The 14,697-nt window shown below is 70.7% G+C and carries 17 protein-coding genes; 16 read left to right on the top strand and 1 reads right to left on the bottom strand.

Going from position 1 to position 14,697, the window contains the following annotated elements; translation table 11 throughout:
- Nucleotides 1–203: 203 nt before the first annotated feature.
- Nucleotides 204–1,022 carry a PhzF family phenazine biosynthesis protein gene (locus tag ACFY36_RS12135; RefSeq protein WP_499745979.1) on the bottom strand — a complete coding sequence of 273 codons (819 nt, stop codon included), beginning with the start codon at nt 1,020–1,022 and terminating at the stop codon, nt 204–206.
- Between the two features lie 251 nt (nt 1,023–1,273).
- Here ACFY36_RS12135 and ACFY36_RS12130 point away from each other — a divergent pair, with 251 nt between their 5' ends.
- The 16 genes from ACFY36_RS12130 (at nt 1,274) to ACFY36_RS12055 (ending at nt 14,668) form a co-directional block, all read left to right on the top strand.
- The gene (locus tag ACFY36_RS12130; RefSeq protein WP_499745978.1) at nt 1,274–2,698 is read left to right on the top strand and encodes a sigma 54-interacting transcriptional regulator; all 1,425 of its coding nucleotides are present in this window, start codon (nt 1,274–1,276) and stop codon (nt 2,696–2,698) included.
- Nucleotide 2,699: 1 nt separating this feature from the next.
- Complete coding sequence (locus tag ACFY36_RS12125) at nt 2,700–4,655, top strand: vWA domain-containing protein (protein ID WP_499745977.1); 1,956 nt, start codon at nt 2,700–2,702, stop codon at nt 4,653–4,655.
- Between the two features lie 68 nt (nt 4,656–4,723).
- Nucleotides 4,724–5,455, top strand: a complete 732-nt coding sequence (locus tag ACFY36_RS12120) for a phosphotransferase enzyme family protein (RefSeq protein WP_499745976.1) — start codon at nt 4,724–4,726, stop codon at nt 5,453–5,455.
- A 638-nt stretch (nt 5,456–6,093) separates the two neighbouring features.
- Nucleotides 6,094–6,711, top strand: a complete 618-nt coding sequence (gene clsA, locus ACFY36_RS12115; RefSeq protein WP_498661290.1) for a CDP-alcohol phosphatidyltransferase family protein — start codon at nt 6,094–6,096, stop codon at nt 6,709–6,711.
- Nucleotides 6,712–7,136: 425 nt separating this feature from the next.
- Nucleotides 7,137–8,111 (top strand): DUF881 domain-containing protein, encoded by a 975-nt coding sequence (locus ACFY36_RS12110; protein ID WP_499745975.1) that lies wholly within the window; start codon nt 7,137–7,139, stop codon nt 8,109–8,111.
- A complete protein-coding gene (locus ACFY36_RS12105; protein WP_465552093.1) occupies nt 8,108–8,440 on the top strand; it encodes a small basic family protein in 333 nt (110 codons plus the stop codon). Before ACFY36_RS12110 ends, ACFY36_RS12105 begins: the two co-directional genes overlap by 4 nt.
- A gap of 64 nt (nt 8,441–8,504) precedes the next feature.
- On the top strand, nt 8,505–9,437 hold the full coding sequence (locus tag ACFY36_RS12100; RefSeq protein ID WP_499745974.1) for a DUF881 domain-containing protein: 933 nt from the start codon (nt 8,505–8,507) through the stop codon (nt 9,435–9,437).
- A 44-nt stretch (nt 9,438–9,481) separates the two neighbouring features.
- Entirely contained in the window at nt 9,482–9,862 is a 381-nt protein-coding gene (gene gcvH, locus ACFY36_RS12095; RefSeq protein ID WP_499745973.1) for a glycine cleavage system protein GcvH, read from the top strand.
- 209 nt (nt 9,863–10,071) lie between these two features.
- Nucleotides 10,072–10,524, top strand: coding sequence for an oxoglutarate dehydrogenase inhibitor Odhl (odhI, locus tag ACFY36_RS12090; RefSeq protein WP_097321281.1), 453 nt, complete (start codon nt 10,072–10,074; stop codon nt 10,522–10,524).
- Nucleotides 10,525–10,592: 68 nt separating this feature from the next.
- Complete coding sequence (ftsR, locus tag ACFY36_RS12085) at nt 10,593–11,261, top strand: transcriptional regulator FtsR (RefSeq protein WP_499745972.1); 669 nt, start codon at nt 10,593–10,595, stop codon at nt 11,259–11,261.
- 128 nt (nt 11,262–11,389) lie between these two features.
- A complete protein-coding gene (locus tag ACFY36_RS12080) occupies nt 11,390–11,854 on the top strand; it encodes a bifunctional nuclease family protein (RefSeq protein ID WP_097321283.1) in 465 nt (154 codons plus the stop codon).
- 170 nt (nt 11,855–12,024) lie between these two features.
- Nucleotides 12,025–12,579 carry a MerR family transcriptional regulator gene (locus ACFY36_RS12075; protein WP_097321284.1) on the top strand — a complete coding sequence of 185 codons (555 nt, stop codon included), beginning with the start codon at nt 12,025–12,027 and terminating at the stop codon, nt 12,577–12,579.
- A gap of 59 nt (nt 12,580–12,638) precedes the next feature.
- Nucleotides 12,639–13,217: a class I SAM-dependent methyltransferase gene (locus tag ACFY36_RS12070; RefSeq protein ID WP_499745971.1), complete on the top strand. Its 579-nt coding sequence runs from the start codon at nt 12,639–12,641 to the stop codon at nt 13,215–13,217.
- A gap of 34 nt (nt 13,218–13,251) precedes the next feature.
- A complete protein-coding gene (locus ACFY36_RS12065; RefSeq protein WP_499745970.1) occupies nt 13,252–13,710 on the top strand; it encodes a PaaI family thioesterase in 459 nt (152 codons plus the stop codon).
- A 33-nt stretch (nt 13,711–13,743) separates the two neighbouring features.
- Nucleotides 13,744–14,433, top strand: coding sequence for a hypothetical protein (locus ACFY36_RS12060; protein WP_499745969.1), 690 nt, complete (start codon nt 13,744–13,746; stop codon nt 14,431–14,433).
- A 25-nt stretch (nt 14,434–14,458) separates the two neighbouring features.
- Nucleotides 14,459–14,668, top strand: coding sequence for a hypothetical protein (locus ACFY36_RS12055; protein WP_499745968.1), 210 nt, complete (start codon nt 14,459–14,461; stop codon nt 14,666–14,668).
- Nucleotides 14,669–14,697: the final 29 nt, after the last annotated feature.

Raw genomic sequence — 14,697 nt, 5'->3', positions numbered from 1 at the left:
TGGGCCGCGCGATTATGAGTGCAGCCCGCTGCTGCCCGGCTACCTGTGGGTGGTCCGGCCCGGGCGTGCTGCCGTGCTGCCGGCCTTCCGCGCGGTCGTCGAGGGCACGAACGTTCGGCCGTCCGGCCGCTTCGCCGTCTGGTCGCGTGGTCGTGGGTGGGACTCGCTGCCGTGGGTGCCGGCGGTTGGGTGTGGTGTTGGGGTCACGCTGTCATGGGGACCGCCGTTCCTCGGACTCGGACTCCGGGCTCGCCCCTGTGGAGTTCTACGGTCAGGCGGCTGGGGCGGCCCATGTCGTCGCCCTGGCGCAGGCTGATGGTGTCGCCGTCGTGGGCCAGGGACTGTGCGCGCAGGTAGCCTCCCAGGGCTGCCGCGGCGGCGCCTGTGGCCGGGTCTTCGTAGACGCCGCCGACCGGGAACGGATTGCGGACGTCGAAGCTGGCCGGGCCGGCTTTGAAGATCAGCTGGATGGTGGTCCAGCCTCGGGACTCCATCAGTGCCTTCAAGGTGGGTACGTCGTAGTCGAGCTCGGCCAGGCGGCGGCGGGTCGCGGCGGCCACGACCGGGTGGTAGGCGCCGGCGTAGGCGAGCTTTGGTGGTAGCAGGGTGTCCAGCTCGTCGATCGACCAGCCGAGCGCCTCCAGCAGCGCCTCGATGTCGTCGACCTCGAGCGGGGACACTGATGTGGCCACGCTGGTCAGGGTGGCCACGCCGTCGGTGACGCTGACGGGGACCTCGCCGGCGTTCGTCACGAAGACGTGCTCGCCGGGGCCGAGTGCCACCGCTGTCGCGACCGTGGCGTGACCGCAGAACGGGACCTCGGCCAGGGGGCTGAAATAGCGCACCCGTCTCTTGCCGTCGCCCAGGTCGCGTGTCACGAACGCCGTCTCCGAATAGCCCACCTCGGCCGCTGTGCGCAGCATCTCGGCGTCGTCCAGGGCCGTCGCGTCCAGCACGACGCCGGCCGGGTTGCCGCCTTTCGGGTCGTCGCTGAAGGCCACCCACCGCTCGATCTCCGTCATGTGGGCAAGCCTTCCGTGCGGGGCATCGGGCGCACCAGAGCCAAAAGTATGTGTGCGGCTTTGGCGCCGGTCACACGCCCACGGTGACCCGCCGCCTCACGCGAAAGCCGCCCTATGGCCGTGACCCACCACCCGGGCCGCGCCGCGCCGCGGGTGGGGCCACGTTCGGCGGTGGGCTCGGCGGCGTACCCCCAAAGAACTGGATCTTTCGTCACATCAACTTGTCAGAGGGTCGGAGTAGCGTCTTTCCCGTGACAGATGCACCAGTTGCGATCACGCCCGAGATCCCCTCCGACCTTCCGCGCACCCTGGGTGAGCTGCGGGCCTCCGGCCATGCCTTCCGCGGTGTGAAGCAGGAGCTGCGCGACAACCTGCTCGAGCGGCTGCGCACCGGCGCGCCGCGCTTCCCGGGCATCGTGGGCTATGACGACACGGTGCTGCCCGAGGTGGAGCGTGCCCTGCTCGCCGGGCACGACATGGTGCTGCTCGGCGAGCGTGGGCAGGGCAAGACCCGGCTCATCCGTGGCCTCATCGGGCTGCTCGACGAGTGGACGCCGTTCATCGCCGGCTCCGAGCTGCACGAACATCCCTACCATCCGCTGACCCCGGCCTCGCGGCGGCTGGCCGCCGAGACCGGTGACCTGCTGCCCATCTCCTGGCTGCACCGCTCCGAGCGGTACGGCGAGAAGCTGGCCACCCCCGACACGAGCGTCGGTGACCTGATCGGCGACGTCGACCCGATCAAGGTGGCCGAGGGGCGTGCCCTGGGTGACCCCGACACGATCCACTTCGGGCTCGTGCCCCGCACGAACCGGGGCATCTTCGCGGTCAACGAGCTGCCCGACCTGGCCGAGCGCATCCAGGTGTCGCTGCTCAACGTGCTCGAGGAGCGCGACATCCAGGTCCGTGGCTACCAGCTCCGGCTGCCGCTCGACCTGCTGCTGGTGGCCTCGGCCAACCCGGAGGACTACACCAACCGGGGCCGCATCATCACGCCGCTCAAGGACCGGTTCGGCGCCGAGATCCGCACCCACTACCCGGTCGACCTGTCGCTCGAGACCGCGCTGATCAAGCAGGAGGCGGCGCTCGTCGCGTCCGTGCCCGACCACCTGATCGACGTGCTGGCCCGCTACACCCGTGGCGTGCGTGAGTCGCCGGCGGTCGACGCCCGCTCGGGCATCTCGGCCCGGTTCGCGATCGCGGCCGCCGAGACGGTGGCGGCCTCGGCGCTGCGCCGGTCCGGGCTCCGCAACGAGAAAGAGGCCGTCGCGCGCATCGGGGACACGCCGTCGGTGACGTCCACGCTGCGGGGCAAGGTCGAGTTCGAGAGCGGTGAGGAGGGGCGCGAGACCGAGGTCCTGGCCCACCTGCTGCGGGTGGCCACGGCCGAGACGTTCCGCGACCGGCTGGGCGGGCTCGACCTGTCCGGGTTCACGTCGCTGGTCGCCGAGGGCGCCATCATCGAGACCGGTGACCTGGTCAGCGCCGAGGAGCTGCTCGGGCAGATCGGGCCGGTCCCGGGGCTGGCCAAGGTGCTCGACCGGCTCGGGCTGGGCGACGCGCCCTCGCCGGGGCAGGCGGCCGCGGGCATCGAGTTCGTCCTCGAGGGGCTCCATCTGACCCGGCGGCTGGCGAAGGAGCTCACCGACGACGGCCGCACCCTCTACGGGAGCTGACATGGCGGGAAACAGGTTCCGATACGGGGCTTGGCGCGACGGGCCCGACCCGCTGGCGCCGCCCTACGACGTGCGGGCCGCGGTCGACGAGGTGGGGGAGCGGGTGCTCGCCGGCGACAGTCTGCGTGACGTGCTTCGCGATCTCGTGCGCCGTGGGCCGCGGTCGGGGCGGGGGCTCGACGAGTTGCGCGACCGGGCCCGGCGCATGCGCCGTGACGCGCTGCGCCGGGGCAACCTCGACGGGGCGGTCACGCGGGCGCAGCAGCTCCTCGACCAGGCTGTGGCCGCTGAGCGCGATGAACTGAGACGTCGCGAGGATGCTGAGGCGCGCTTCGCCGAGGCGGTTCTGGACAATTTGCCCCGATCGACATCGCGCGCGGTCGAGGAATTGTCCGAATATAACTGGACTTCGGCGGAAGCTCGGGATTTATATCAGCAGATCCTTGAGGGTCTTCGGCGCGAGGTCGTTGAGCAGCGGTTCGCGGGTATGAAGCAGGCCCTCGAGAGCGGCGACTTCGGCCCGGTCGAGGAGATGGTCGCCGACCTCAACCAGCTCCTGGAGAAACAAGCACGGGGCGAGGACACGAACGACGCCTTCCGGCAGTTCATGGACAAGCACGGCCAGTTCTTCCCGGAGAACCCGAAGGACATCGACGAGCTGATCGACTCCCTGGCCCGCCGGGCCGCGGCGGCCGAGCGGCTGATGCGGTCCTTGTCGCCGCAGCAGCAGGAGGAGCTGTCGCGCCTGATGGACCAGGCGCTCGGCGACGGTCCGCTGCGGGGGCGGCTGGCCGAGCTGACCGACAACCTGCGGGCGCTGCGCCCGGGGCTGAACTGGGGTCGCGGCGAGCGGATGCGCGGGCCGAACGACCTCGGGTACGGCGACGCGGCGGCCGCCCTCGGCGAGATCGGTGAGCTGGACGAGCTGCTCGACCAGCTCGGCCAGGAACATCCGGGCGCCACCCTCGACGACGTTGACGTCGAGATGGTGGAGCGCCAGCTCGGGCGTTCGGCCGCCGACGACGTTCGGCGCCTGCGCGAGCTGGAGCGGGAGCTGAGCCGTCAGGGCTGGGTGACCCGCGACGCCGAGGGTTTGACGCTGTCGCCGAAGGCGTTGCGCCGGCTCGGGCGTACGGCCCTGGCCAAGGTCTTCGACGATCTGTCCGGCCGCAAGCAGGGGCAGCACGACCTGCGCGACGCGGGGGCCGCGGGCGATCTGATCGGCTCGTCGCGCCGCTGGGAGTTCGGCGACGAGCAGCCTCTCGACGTCGTTCGCACGATCGGCAACGCGGTCCGGCGAAGCGCGTCGAAGGGTGGCGTCGGCGTCCTGCCGGTACGCCTCGAGCCGGACGACTTCGAGGTCGCGGAGACGGAACGCCGCGCTTCGGCCGCGGTGGCCCTGCTGGTCGATCTTTCTTATTCGATGTACGCCGACGGCCGCTGGGGCCCGATGAAACAGACCGCGCTCGCGCTGTCCCACCTGGTCGCGACCCAGTTCCCGCAGGACTCGCTCCAGATCATCGGCTTCGGCCTGCACGCGGCGGCGCTGTCGCAGGGCGAGCTGGCGGCGATCGACCCGACCATGGAGAAAGGCACGAACCTCCAGCACGCCCTCAAGCTGGCCGCCCGCCACCTGCGCCGCCATCCCGGCTCCGAGCCGGTGGTGCTGGTGGTCACCGACGGCGAGCCGACGGCCCATCTGGAGCCCGACGGGGAAGCCATGTTCTGGTGGCCGCCGCTGCCGGAGACGGTCAAGGCCACCATCCACGAAGTCGATCACCTGACGCGCTTCGGTGCCACGCTGAACTTCTTCATGCTCGGCGAGGACCCGGGCCTCCAGCGCTTCGTCGCCGCCGTCGCCGAGCGCAACGGCGGCCGCGTCTTCAGCCCCGACGCGGAGGAACTGGGCCGCTATGTGGTCGACGACTACGTGAGGGCCAGAAGAGGAAGAAATTAGAGGTACGCCGGGAAGCCCGCCGCTTGCACGACATGGGCGGCGGCGGGCTCTGCCGTAAGGTGTGGCCGATGGGCTGGGAGGCGCTCACGCAGTGGGGCGAAGACGTCGTACGGGTCGAGCCGCTCACCGGCGGAGTCGCCAACGAGGTGTGGAGCGTGCGCGCCGGCGGCAAGCGCGCGGTGGCCCGCCTCGGACGGCGCGGCGACGCGGACCTGGCGTGGGAGACGGAGCTGCTCCGCCATCTCGACCGTGAAGGCCTGACGGTGCCGGTCCCGATCCCGACCACGGACGGGCGGCTCTTCGCCGAGGGCCTGGTGGTGATGACGTACGTCGAGGGTGGCCCACCCGAGACGAGGGCCGACTGGCGCAGGGTGGCGGCGACGCTCCGCGAACTGCACAGGTTGACGACGGCCTGGCCGCAGCGGCCGGGCTGGCGTTCGTCGACCGACCTGCTGCACGCCGACACGGGCACCAAAATCGACCTGCGGGCGATGCCGGCCGAGGGAGTGGCGCGATGCCGGGCGGCGTGGGCACGCCTCGCGGGCCGCGAGACGTGCGTGGTGCACGGTGACCCCAACCCGGGGAACATCCGCATGACCGCGAGCCGGGTGGGCCTGATCGACTGGGACGAGTCACACACCGACGTGCCGGACCTCGACCTGGACCTGCCGGGGAACGCCGCCGGCCTGGACGACGAAGCCTTCGACACGGCCGCGCAGGCGTCGGCGGCCTGGGAGGCCGCCGTCTGCTGGGACGATGATTATTCGGTCAAGAGGCTGGCACAGGTACGTCCTCTCTGAGGTCCGTCCGGCCAAGCGAGCCCCGCCGGCAGTCGACCGGTGCGCCTCACTCTTCTCGCCAGGCTCCCCGCAGTCCGTCGTTGCCGGGCCCGAGCTTTCGCGCCGTGCCTTCGGTGGTCCCAGCTGCCTACGCCGCGCCGCATCGGGCCGGGTTGCACCGCCGCGTCCCGCCCCGGTCGCCCTTCGCGCCTGCCTCGCTCCGCCCCGGTCGCCCCGGCCGCCCTTCGTGCCTAGGCCCGCCCCTCGCGCCGGACCTGCCCTTCGTGCCTAGGCCCGCCCCTCGCGCCGGACCTGCCCTTCGTGCCTAGACCCGCTCTTCGCGCCGGGCCTAGCCGCTTCCCTTCCTTCCGGCCCCAATTGCCTTCCTCTCTCCGCGCCTGGCGTGGGGGAGCGACCCCCGTGCGTGAGGGGGAGAACTAGGTTCCTAGGATGGCGGACACGCTGTGCGACGCGCTACGGGTCCACGGGTGGGAGCCTGGGGCTGGTTATAGTTGCTCGGCGAGCGGCCGGGCAGGGGGTCCGGGCGTTCGGGGGACACAGCCTCCCGGCTGGGTGCATGGTCGGCTCACTGGTGGGCTGGGTGTGGAGTGTGGCCGGGCTTGGCCGTGCCCTGCGCCGGAGGGGGAGAGGAAACCGCGATGTCGCAGCAGCCTGCGCCGTCCATCGCTGCCTCCGATCGGATCTGGACGATCCCCAACGTGATCAGCTTCATTCGGCTGCTCGGGGTGCCGCTCTTTCTTTACCTGCTGCTCGGGCCGCACCACGATGTCGCCGCGGTGATCGTGATCGCGATCGGCGGGACGACCGACTGGGTCGACGGGTACGTGGCCCGGCGGATGAACTCGGTGAGCCGGCTGGGGACGTTGCTCGATCCGTTCGCCGACCGGCTCTACATCTTGGCGACGCTGATCGGGTTCACGATCCGCGGCGTCGTTCCGTACTGGCTGACCGGCGCCCTGCTGCTGCGCGAAGTCGTGCTGGGCATCGCCCTGCTCGTGCTGCGCCGGCACGGGTACGGGCCGCCGCCGGTGCACTACGTCGGTAAGACGGGCACGTTCGTGCTGCTTGCGGCGTTCCCGATCATTCTGCTGGGCGAGGCTGTGCCGTCGTGGAACGGCTGGGCCGGCGCGGTCGGGTGGGGGCTCGCCTGGTGGGCGCTGGCCCTCTACTGGGCGGCCGGTGCTCTCTATCTGATCCAGACGGCTCGGCTGCTGCGCGCCGACCGGGTGGCGGCCGGAGCGCGGACGGCTTCCTGATGACCGAACCGAACATCCCGGATCGCCGGCCACCCGACGACCCGCACAGCGCCGTGCACCCATCCGACAAAACGGAAATGTCGGAAATGGGGAAGCGGGAAGGCGTGTCTGAGGCGGCGCGAGGCGCTGGGATCGACCCGGGCGGTGCCGACGGGTGGTCGGGCGCAGCGCAGCAGTTGGACGCCGGTAGCGCGGCGACCGACGCGGGTAGCGCGGGTAGCGCGGCGACCGGCGTCGGAAACGCGGGTAGCGCGGGGACAGTCGTCGGAAACGCGGGGACCGATGTCGGTAACGCGGGGACCAGCGCGGGTAGCGCGGGGACCGGCGCCGGTAACGCCGCGATCGATGTCCGGTCTGCGGCAGCCGATGTCCCCCCGCCGGCGGCCGATCTCCGGCTCGCGGCAGTCGGAGGTGACGCCGAGCGGATGAACGCGGATGCGGCGGCCGTGGGTGGCGCCGGCCAAACGGGCGCGGGTGAGGCCGGGGCGGCGGAAGCGGCGCCGAAGCGGGTCTACGCGCCTGACTTCTTGACTGAGCTCTTCCGGAATCCGCTCGATCCTGGGTATGCGGACGCGGCGGCCCGGAAAGCTCGTGACGGCGAACCCGCCGGGACGCGGAAGGTCGTCTCCAGTTCGGTTCTGGCCGTCACGCTTGTGGCGCTCGGGTTCCTTCTTGTCGTGGCCTATCAGCAGACCGTGGCCGACGAGCCCGCCCGGACCACCGCGCGGGCCGAGCTTGTCGAGCAGGTTCAGAAGCGGCGGGAAGAGACCTCGCAGCTTCAGGAACGGGCCGAGGCTCTCAGCGACGAGGTCGCGGGGCTGCGCGAGCGGGAACTGAGCAGCACCACCGTGCAGCGGCTGCGGAATCTCGAGGCCGCCACGGGGCTGGCCCAGGTCAGCGGCTCGGGGGCCCGGATCACCGTGGCCGACGGGCCTACGCCTATCAACCCGGTCACGGGGGAGCGGAACACTGTGGCCCGGGTCAAGGACAGTGATCTTCAGCTCGCCACCAACGCGCTCTGGTCGCTGGGGGCCGAGGCCATCGCCATCAACGGGCAGCGGCTGACCGCCACCTCCACCATCCGGCAGGCCGGTGAGGCGATTCTGGTCGACTTCCGGCCGGTGACCAGCCCGTACGAAGTCGTCGCGATCGGGCCGGACGATCTCGCCAAGGACTTCCGGGACGGGTACGCCGGCAAGTTCTTCGAACAGCTCGGCGCCAAGTACGGCATGTCCTTCCAGGCCAAGGACGTGGACGACGTGACGTTGCCGGCGGCGACCGAGCTCAAGCTCCGGGTCGCCGAGCCGTCGGCGCCGCCGGCCGCGCCCTCCGGTTCCCTCCCACCCCCGCTCTCGTCCGGCTCGCCGGACGTGAGCTCCTCGTCGGAAGGCGGGCGATGATCGCCGTACTCGCTCTGGTCGCCGGTGTCGTCCTGGGCATCGTGTTCCACCCCACGGTTCCGGCCGCGTTGCAGCCGTACCTGCCGATCGCGGTGGTCGCCGCGCTCGACGCCGTCTTCGGCGGGGTGCGGGCGAAGCTCGACGGGATCTTCGACGACAAGCAGTTCGTGATCTCGTTCATCTCGAACGTGCTCGTGGCGGCGCTCATCGTCTATCTGGGCGACCAGCTGGGTGTGGGCGGTCAGCTGTCCACCGGTGTGGTGGTCGTCCTCGGTGTGCGGATCTTCGGGAACGTGGCCGCGATCCGCCGGCACCTGTTCCGGGCATGATGGGCAGCAACGAAGGCGGCAATGAACGCGGCAACGAAGGCGGCGGAGAAGAGGCGGTGACGGCATGAGTGACGACGAGAAGCCGGACGAGCTGCCCACCGCGGGCCGCAGACCCGCGCACGCCGGCGCCGACGAGGGCCCGACCGTGGAGACGCCCAAGCCGGTGACGCCACCCGATCCCGACGGGCCGACGCGGCCGCTGAGCCGCGGGCCGGGCGAGCCGCCGTCACCCGAACCGGTGACAGTCGGAGAAGGCGTGACGGGCCGGGAAAGCGTGACGGGCCGGGAAAGCGTGACGGGCGGCGAAGGCCGCCGGAAGATGTCCGGGGCCGCGGCGCTGATCGCCGTGCTGCTGGCGCTGTTCGGCTTCACGCTCGTCGTGCAGTTGCGCAGCAACAACGACGACGAAGGTCTGGCCACCGCGCGGCAGGAGGACCTGGTGCGGATCCTGTCCGACCTGGAGGCGCGTGACAGCCGGCTCCAGTCCGAGATCAGCGCCCTGGAGACCAGCCAGCGGCAGCTGACCTCGGGTGTGGCGGGGCGGCAGGCGGCGCTGGACGAGGCCGACCGGCGCACCGATGAGCTGGGTCTGCTCGCCGGCACGTTGCCGGGGCGGGGCACCGGGCTGGTGATCACCGTGGACAAGGTGAAGGCGTCGGCGATCCTCAACGCCGTGCAGGAGTTGCGGGGCGCCGGTGGTGAGGTCATGCAGATCGCCGGGTCCGGCGGCGGAACGGTGAGAATCGTCGCTTCCAGCTATTTCGTGGACGCCGAAGGCGGCGGGATCATCGCCGACGGGCAGCGTCTCACGGGCCCCTACGTGCTCACCGTGATCGGTGTGCCGCAGACGATGCAAACGGCGCTGCAAATCCCCGGCGGGGTGGTCGCGTCGGTGAACAGCGGCGGCGGTAGCGTGACGTTGGAACAACGCACCATGGTCGAGGTGACCGCGGTGCGCGACGCCACCACATTGCGATACGCGCGACCGGCTTCATAGCTGTTCGCGCTACTAACGGATATTCGTGCACCGGGAGAGATTGCGTGATTCCTGAGGACCTGCGGTACACGGCTGAGCATGAGTGGGTGGCCGGAGACGGCAGCGGGCCCGTGCGGGTGGGCATCACCCACTTCGCGCAGGATGCGCTGGGCGACATCGTCTTCGTCGACCTGCCCGAGGAGGGCACGGAGCTGGCGGCCGGTGACTCGCTCGGCGAGATCGAGTCGACCAAGAGCGTGTCGGAGATCTACGCGCCGATCGCGGGCACGGTGGTCGCCAAGAACGCGTCTCTGGGCGATGAGCCCGAGCTCATCAACGCCGAGCCGTACGCGGCGGGCTGGCTCGTGGAGATCGCGCCGTCCGATCCTCAGCAGCTGGAGGGTCTGCTCGACGCGAGCGCTTATCAGGCGATCACCGAGAGCTGAGCCTCTTGTCTATGTAGTCCAGCTTTTCCGGCGCGTGAACGTTACGTCCGCGCGTCCGGTTGCCCCGTGATATTCGCCTTCACTAGGCTCGCGGGGCACAACAAATGTTATGCCTTTGAAACCGATAGTCGTGTGTCCGGGCCATATGGCCGCGGCGGGAGTGATCCCTTGCCGCATGGCGGCGACCAACTGATCCGTGAGGTGGTCCGATGACGCGCCCAGACGACGAGTTCCCCCCACTCGACGTCACGTCCACGCTCAACCTCGGTGCGCTCGACGAGCTGCTCGAGGCGCCGGAGAGCGACGTGGTGCCGAGCCGTATGTCCGGCTCGCTCCCGCCCGGAATGGCGCTGCTCGTGGTGCGCCGTGGCCCCAACGCGGGCGCGCGGTTCCTGCTCGATCACGACGTGACGACCAGCGGCCGGCACCCTGACAGTGACATCTTCCTCGACGACGTGACGGTGTCCCGCCGGCACGCCGAGTTCCACCGTGACGGCGGCACCTTCACGGTGCGCGACGTCGGCTCGCTCAACGGCACCTATGTCAACCGGGAGCGGGTCGAGGCGGCGACGCTGAGCAACGGCGACGAGGTGCAGATCGGCAAGTTCCGTCTGGTGTTCATCGCCGGCCCGCGGCCGGAGGGCGAGGGTAGCGGGGCGTGAACTCGTCGGGGGCGGCCGCGCGCGACCCGGGGGCCTCGCGTCCCCAGGGTGGGCGCGAGCATGCGCTGATGAGCATCGGGGAGGTGCTGGCCCATCTGCGCACCGAGTTCCCCGACACCACGATCTCCAAGTTGCGGTTCCTGGAGGCGGAGGGCCTGGTCGATCCCCAGCGCACCGCCTCCGGGTATCGCAAGTACTCGTGGAACGACGTCGCGCGGCTGCGGTTCGTGCTGACCGCGCAGCGCGATCAGTACCTTCCGCTGCGGGTGATCCGGGAGCAGCTCGACCGGATGGAGGCCGAGCCGGCCCCTCCGGCGCGGCCCAACCTGGTCGCGGTGGGCGCGGAGAAGGCGGCCGATCCGTCCGACACCCGGGTCCCCCGGGAGGATGTGATCGAACGCACGGGCGCGTCCGCGCAGCTGCTGGACGAGCTCGAGGCGATGGGGCTGGTCACGGCGCGGCCGCCGGGATGGTACGACGGCGACGCCGTGGTCATCGTGCAGGCCGTGGTGGGGCTGCAGAAGTACGGCCTGGAGGTCCGCCATCTGCGCGGGTTCCGGGCCGCCGCCGACCGTGAGGTCGGACTGTTCACGCAGCTCCTGGCGCCCCTGGTGCGCCAGAGCGACCCGGCCGCGCGTGCCCGCTCGCAGGAGACCGCGCGCGACCTGCAGGCGCTCTCGCAGCGTCTGCACGCCGCGCTGGTGCGCGCGGGGCTGCGGGGAGAACTGGGACGCTGACACCGGTTCTCCGGGCCGCGAGGTGGGTATGCCGCACTCGTGGGATCCGGACGGTGTGCGTGTACCGTGCAGGATAGGGGCGGCCGTTGCGGGGGCGGCGCGGAAACAAGACCAAACGGAGGCGGGCGGTGCGCGAGCTGAGCGTGGTCGGAGTTCGGGTGGAGCTCCCCAGCAACCAGCCGATCGTCCTGCTGCGGGAGGTCGACGGCGATCGGTATCTGCCGATCTGGATCGGTGCCGTCGAGGCCACGGCGATCGCGTACGAGCAGCAGGGTGTCAAGCCCGCTCGTCCGCTGACCCACGATCTCCTGCGTGACATTTTGGCCGCCGTCGAGGCGCCGCTGACCGCGGTCGAGATCACCGAGCTCAAGGACAACGTCTTCTACGCCGATCTGCTGATCGGTGACGGCCTGCGGGTCTCGGCCCGGCCGAGCGACTCGATCGCGCTGGCGCTGCGGGTCGGCGCGCCGATCCGCTGCGCCGACGAGGTGCTGACCGAGGCCGGCATCGTCATCCCGGACGAGCAGGAGGACGAGGTCGAGAAGTTCCGCGAGTTCCTCGACCAGGTCCGCCCCGAAGATTTCGCGGGCTGAAGCCCGGGCTCAAGCGGGTAGGAAAGCCACCCGAAGCGGTTGAAGATCGATACTGACCTCGCTCAGACGCGGCGTGTCGTGGCGTTACCTACCTGTTTCCGCGTCGCCTGAGATATACGCTCGTGAAGTCCAGGTGAAGCGGCGGCACCGCGCAGCGGGGAGGTGGTCGCGTGCACGAGCAGCCCCTTGAACATCAAGAGGGCCCCCTCGTCGGCGAGGACGGCTCAGTGGGTTATCGCGGGGTGACGGCGTGCCAGGCGGTCGGCATCAGCTACCGCCAGTTGGACTACTGGGCGCGGACGACGCTCGTGGTGCCGAGCATCCGGGACGCCGAGGGTTCCGGCACGCAGCGGCTCTACTCGTTCCGTGACCTGGTCGTTCTCAAGGTCGTCAAGCGCCTGCTCGACGCGGGTGTCTCGCTGCAGAACATCCGCCGGGCGATTGAGACGCTGCGATCGCGCGGCGTGGAGGATCTGGCCGGCATCACGCTGATCTCCGACGGCACGACGGTGTACGAGTGCCGGTCGCCGGAGGAGGTCGTCGACCTGTTGCAGGGCGGTCAGGGCGTGTTCGGCATCGCGATCGGCGGCGCCTTCAAGGAGATCCAGGGCTCGCTGCTCAACCTGCCGGCCGAGCCCGCCGTGCCGCAGCCCGTCGGCCCGGCCCCGGAGCCGGCCGCCGGTGACGAGCTGGCCGCCCGCCGGGCCCGCCGCCGCGCCGGCTGATCTTGCCATCCCGGCAAAAGATCTTGGAAAATGCGGGGGAGGGCAAGGACGCTCGTCCCATGAGCATCGAAGCTGAATGGGACGCCCGCTACGCCGAGGCCGACCGGGTCTGGAGCGGCAACCCCAACGTGGTCCTCGTCCGCGAGGTCGCCGATCTGCCGCCCGGCCGCGCCCTCGATCTGGGCTGCGGCGAGGGCGGCGACTCGATCTGGCTGGCCCGCCGGGGATGGCAGGTCACCGCCGTCGACGTCTCCGGCGTCGCCCTGGAGCGCGCCAAGTCCCACGCGGGTGACCTGGCGATCGACTGGCAGCGCCGCGATCTGGTCGAGGATTTCCCGCCCGGCGAGTTCGACCTGGTCAGCTGCCAGTTCCTCTACCACTGGGGCGAGTTCGACCGGGCCGCCGTGCTGCGCCGCGCGGCCGCCGCCGTCGCGCCGGGCGGTGTCCTGCTGATCGAGGGCCACATGGGCGACCCGTCGCACCGGCACCACGATCTGACCTTCGAGACGCCGGCCGAGATCATCGCGTTGCTGGAGCTGGGCGAGGGGTGGGAGACCCTCGTGGCCGAGGAGCATCCCCGCGACCACAACGGCGTCCTGCGTACCGACAGCACGGTGAAACTGCGCAGGAACGCTTAACCCGGCGGTCACCCGGGGCGCGCAGACTGCGGGGATGGACGCCACCGAGCTGGCCCGTGAGCTTCTCGACCCGATTCCCGCCCACCGGACCGCCGGCCTCGAGGTGGTCGGCGCGGACGACGGCCTCGGCGTGGTCGCCTGCGACCCGCCGGCCGGCCTGGCCAATGTGATCGGGTCGCTGCACTCCAGCGGCCTGACCACCCTGGCCGACGCGGCCGGGCTGGCCGCGATCATCGCCGCCGTCCCGTCGCCGGACGCGTTCGACGGGGTGGTGCCGCTGGGCGCCGCCGCGTCGATGCGCTTCCTGGCGCCGGCCCGGGGCCGGCTGACCGCCACCTGCGAGCTGGAGATGGAGACCCGTCAGCGCCTCAAGGCGTTCTACGGCGGCATCGAGCCGCGGGTGCGGCTGACCACCACCGCCCGGATCACCGACGAGGACGGGACCGTGGTCGCCACCGGCAGCTTCGACTGGAGCGTGCGCCGCCAATCTTGACCCTGACACCGTGTCAGGCGCTTCGATGGGCGCATGACCGACCACGAGGCTGTCGCCGAGATCACCCGCTTCCTCCAGGACCACTACATTCACGAGGCCTGGGCCGACAGGTACGGAGTGGACGTCGGACCCGATCCGGACTCGCTGCACGTCCGGCGCCCCGGCGACCTGCTGGCCCTGGCCATGCCGGGGGCGAAGGTGGCGACCATGTGCCAGGGGTTCTCGGAGATGCTCGCCCTGCGGTTGCGGGAGCGGGGCATCCGGGCTCAGGCGCGCTGCGGTTTCGCCACCTATTTCGAGAAGGGCTGGTACGAGGACCATTGGATCGTCGAGTACGGCGACGGGAAGTGGGCCGACGCGCAGATCGACGACCTGCAAAGGGGAGTTCTCGGCATCGGTTTCGACACGCTCGACCTGCCGCCCGGCGCCTTCCTGACCGGGCCGGAGGCATGGCAGCTGGTGCGGGAGGGCGGAGCCGATCCGGACACCTTCGGTCACGACGCCGAGTACAAGGGTGACTGGTTCATCGCCGGGGACGTGCTCAAGGATCTCGTGGCCCGGCAGGGGGTGGCGACGCTGCCGTGGGACGCGTGGGATCCGATGCCCGGGCCGGGGGAGGAGATCGACCTGGCCCTGTTCGATGATCTTGCGGCTGGGGCGCGCGTGGCCTCCGTACCCTCGAAGGTCCTGAACAAGCGTCGTGGCCGTTTCGAGGATCTGTAGCGGGTCGGCCGCGTACCGTCAGGTCATGATCCCGCAGCACTATCCGCTCTATCTCCGGGAGTCCGGGAACACGCCCGCCGACGACAGGATCTGGCTGGTCGTGGGCTGGCTGCCGGACAAGGTGTCGAACCTTCCCCGGCAGCCGGTGGCCCTGCTCTGCGACAACGACGTGGAGGAGCCGCGGGTGCTGGAGCTGACCGGGATCTTCCGGGTGATCGGGACGAACCGTCACTGAGAGGCGCACGTAATGTGCCCGTGACATGA

This window comes from Actinoplanes sp. NPDC000266 (assembly GCF_042899005.1).
Taxonomy (GTDB): domain Bacteria; phylum Actinomycetota; class Actinomycetes; order Mycobacteriales; family Micromonosporaceae; genus Actinoplanes.
This window is presented reverse-complemented; position numbering and strand designations above follow the sequence as displayed.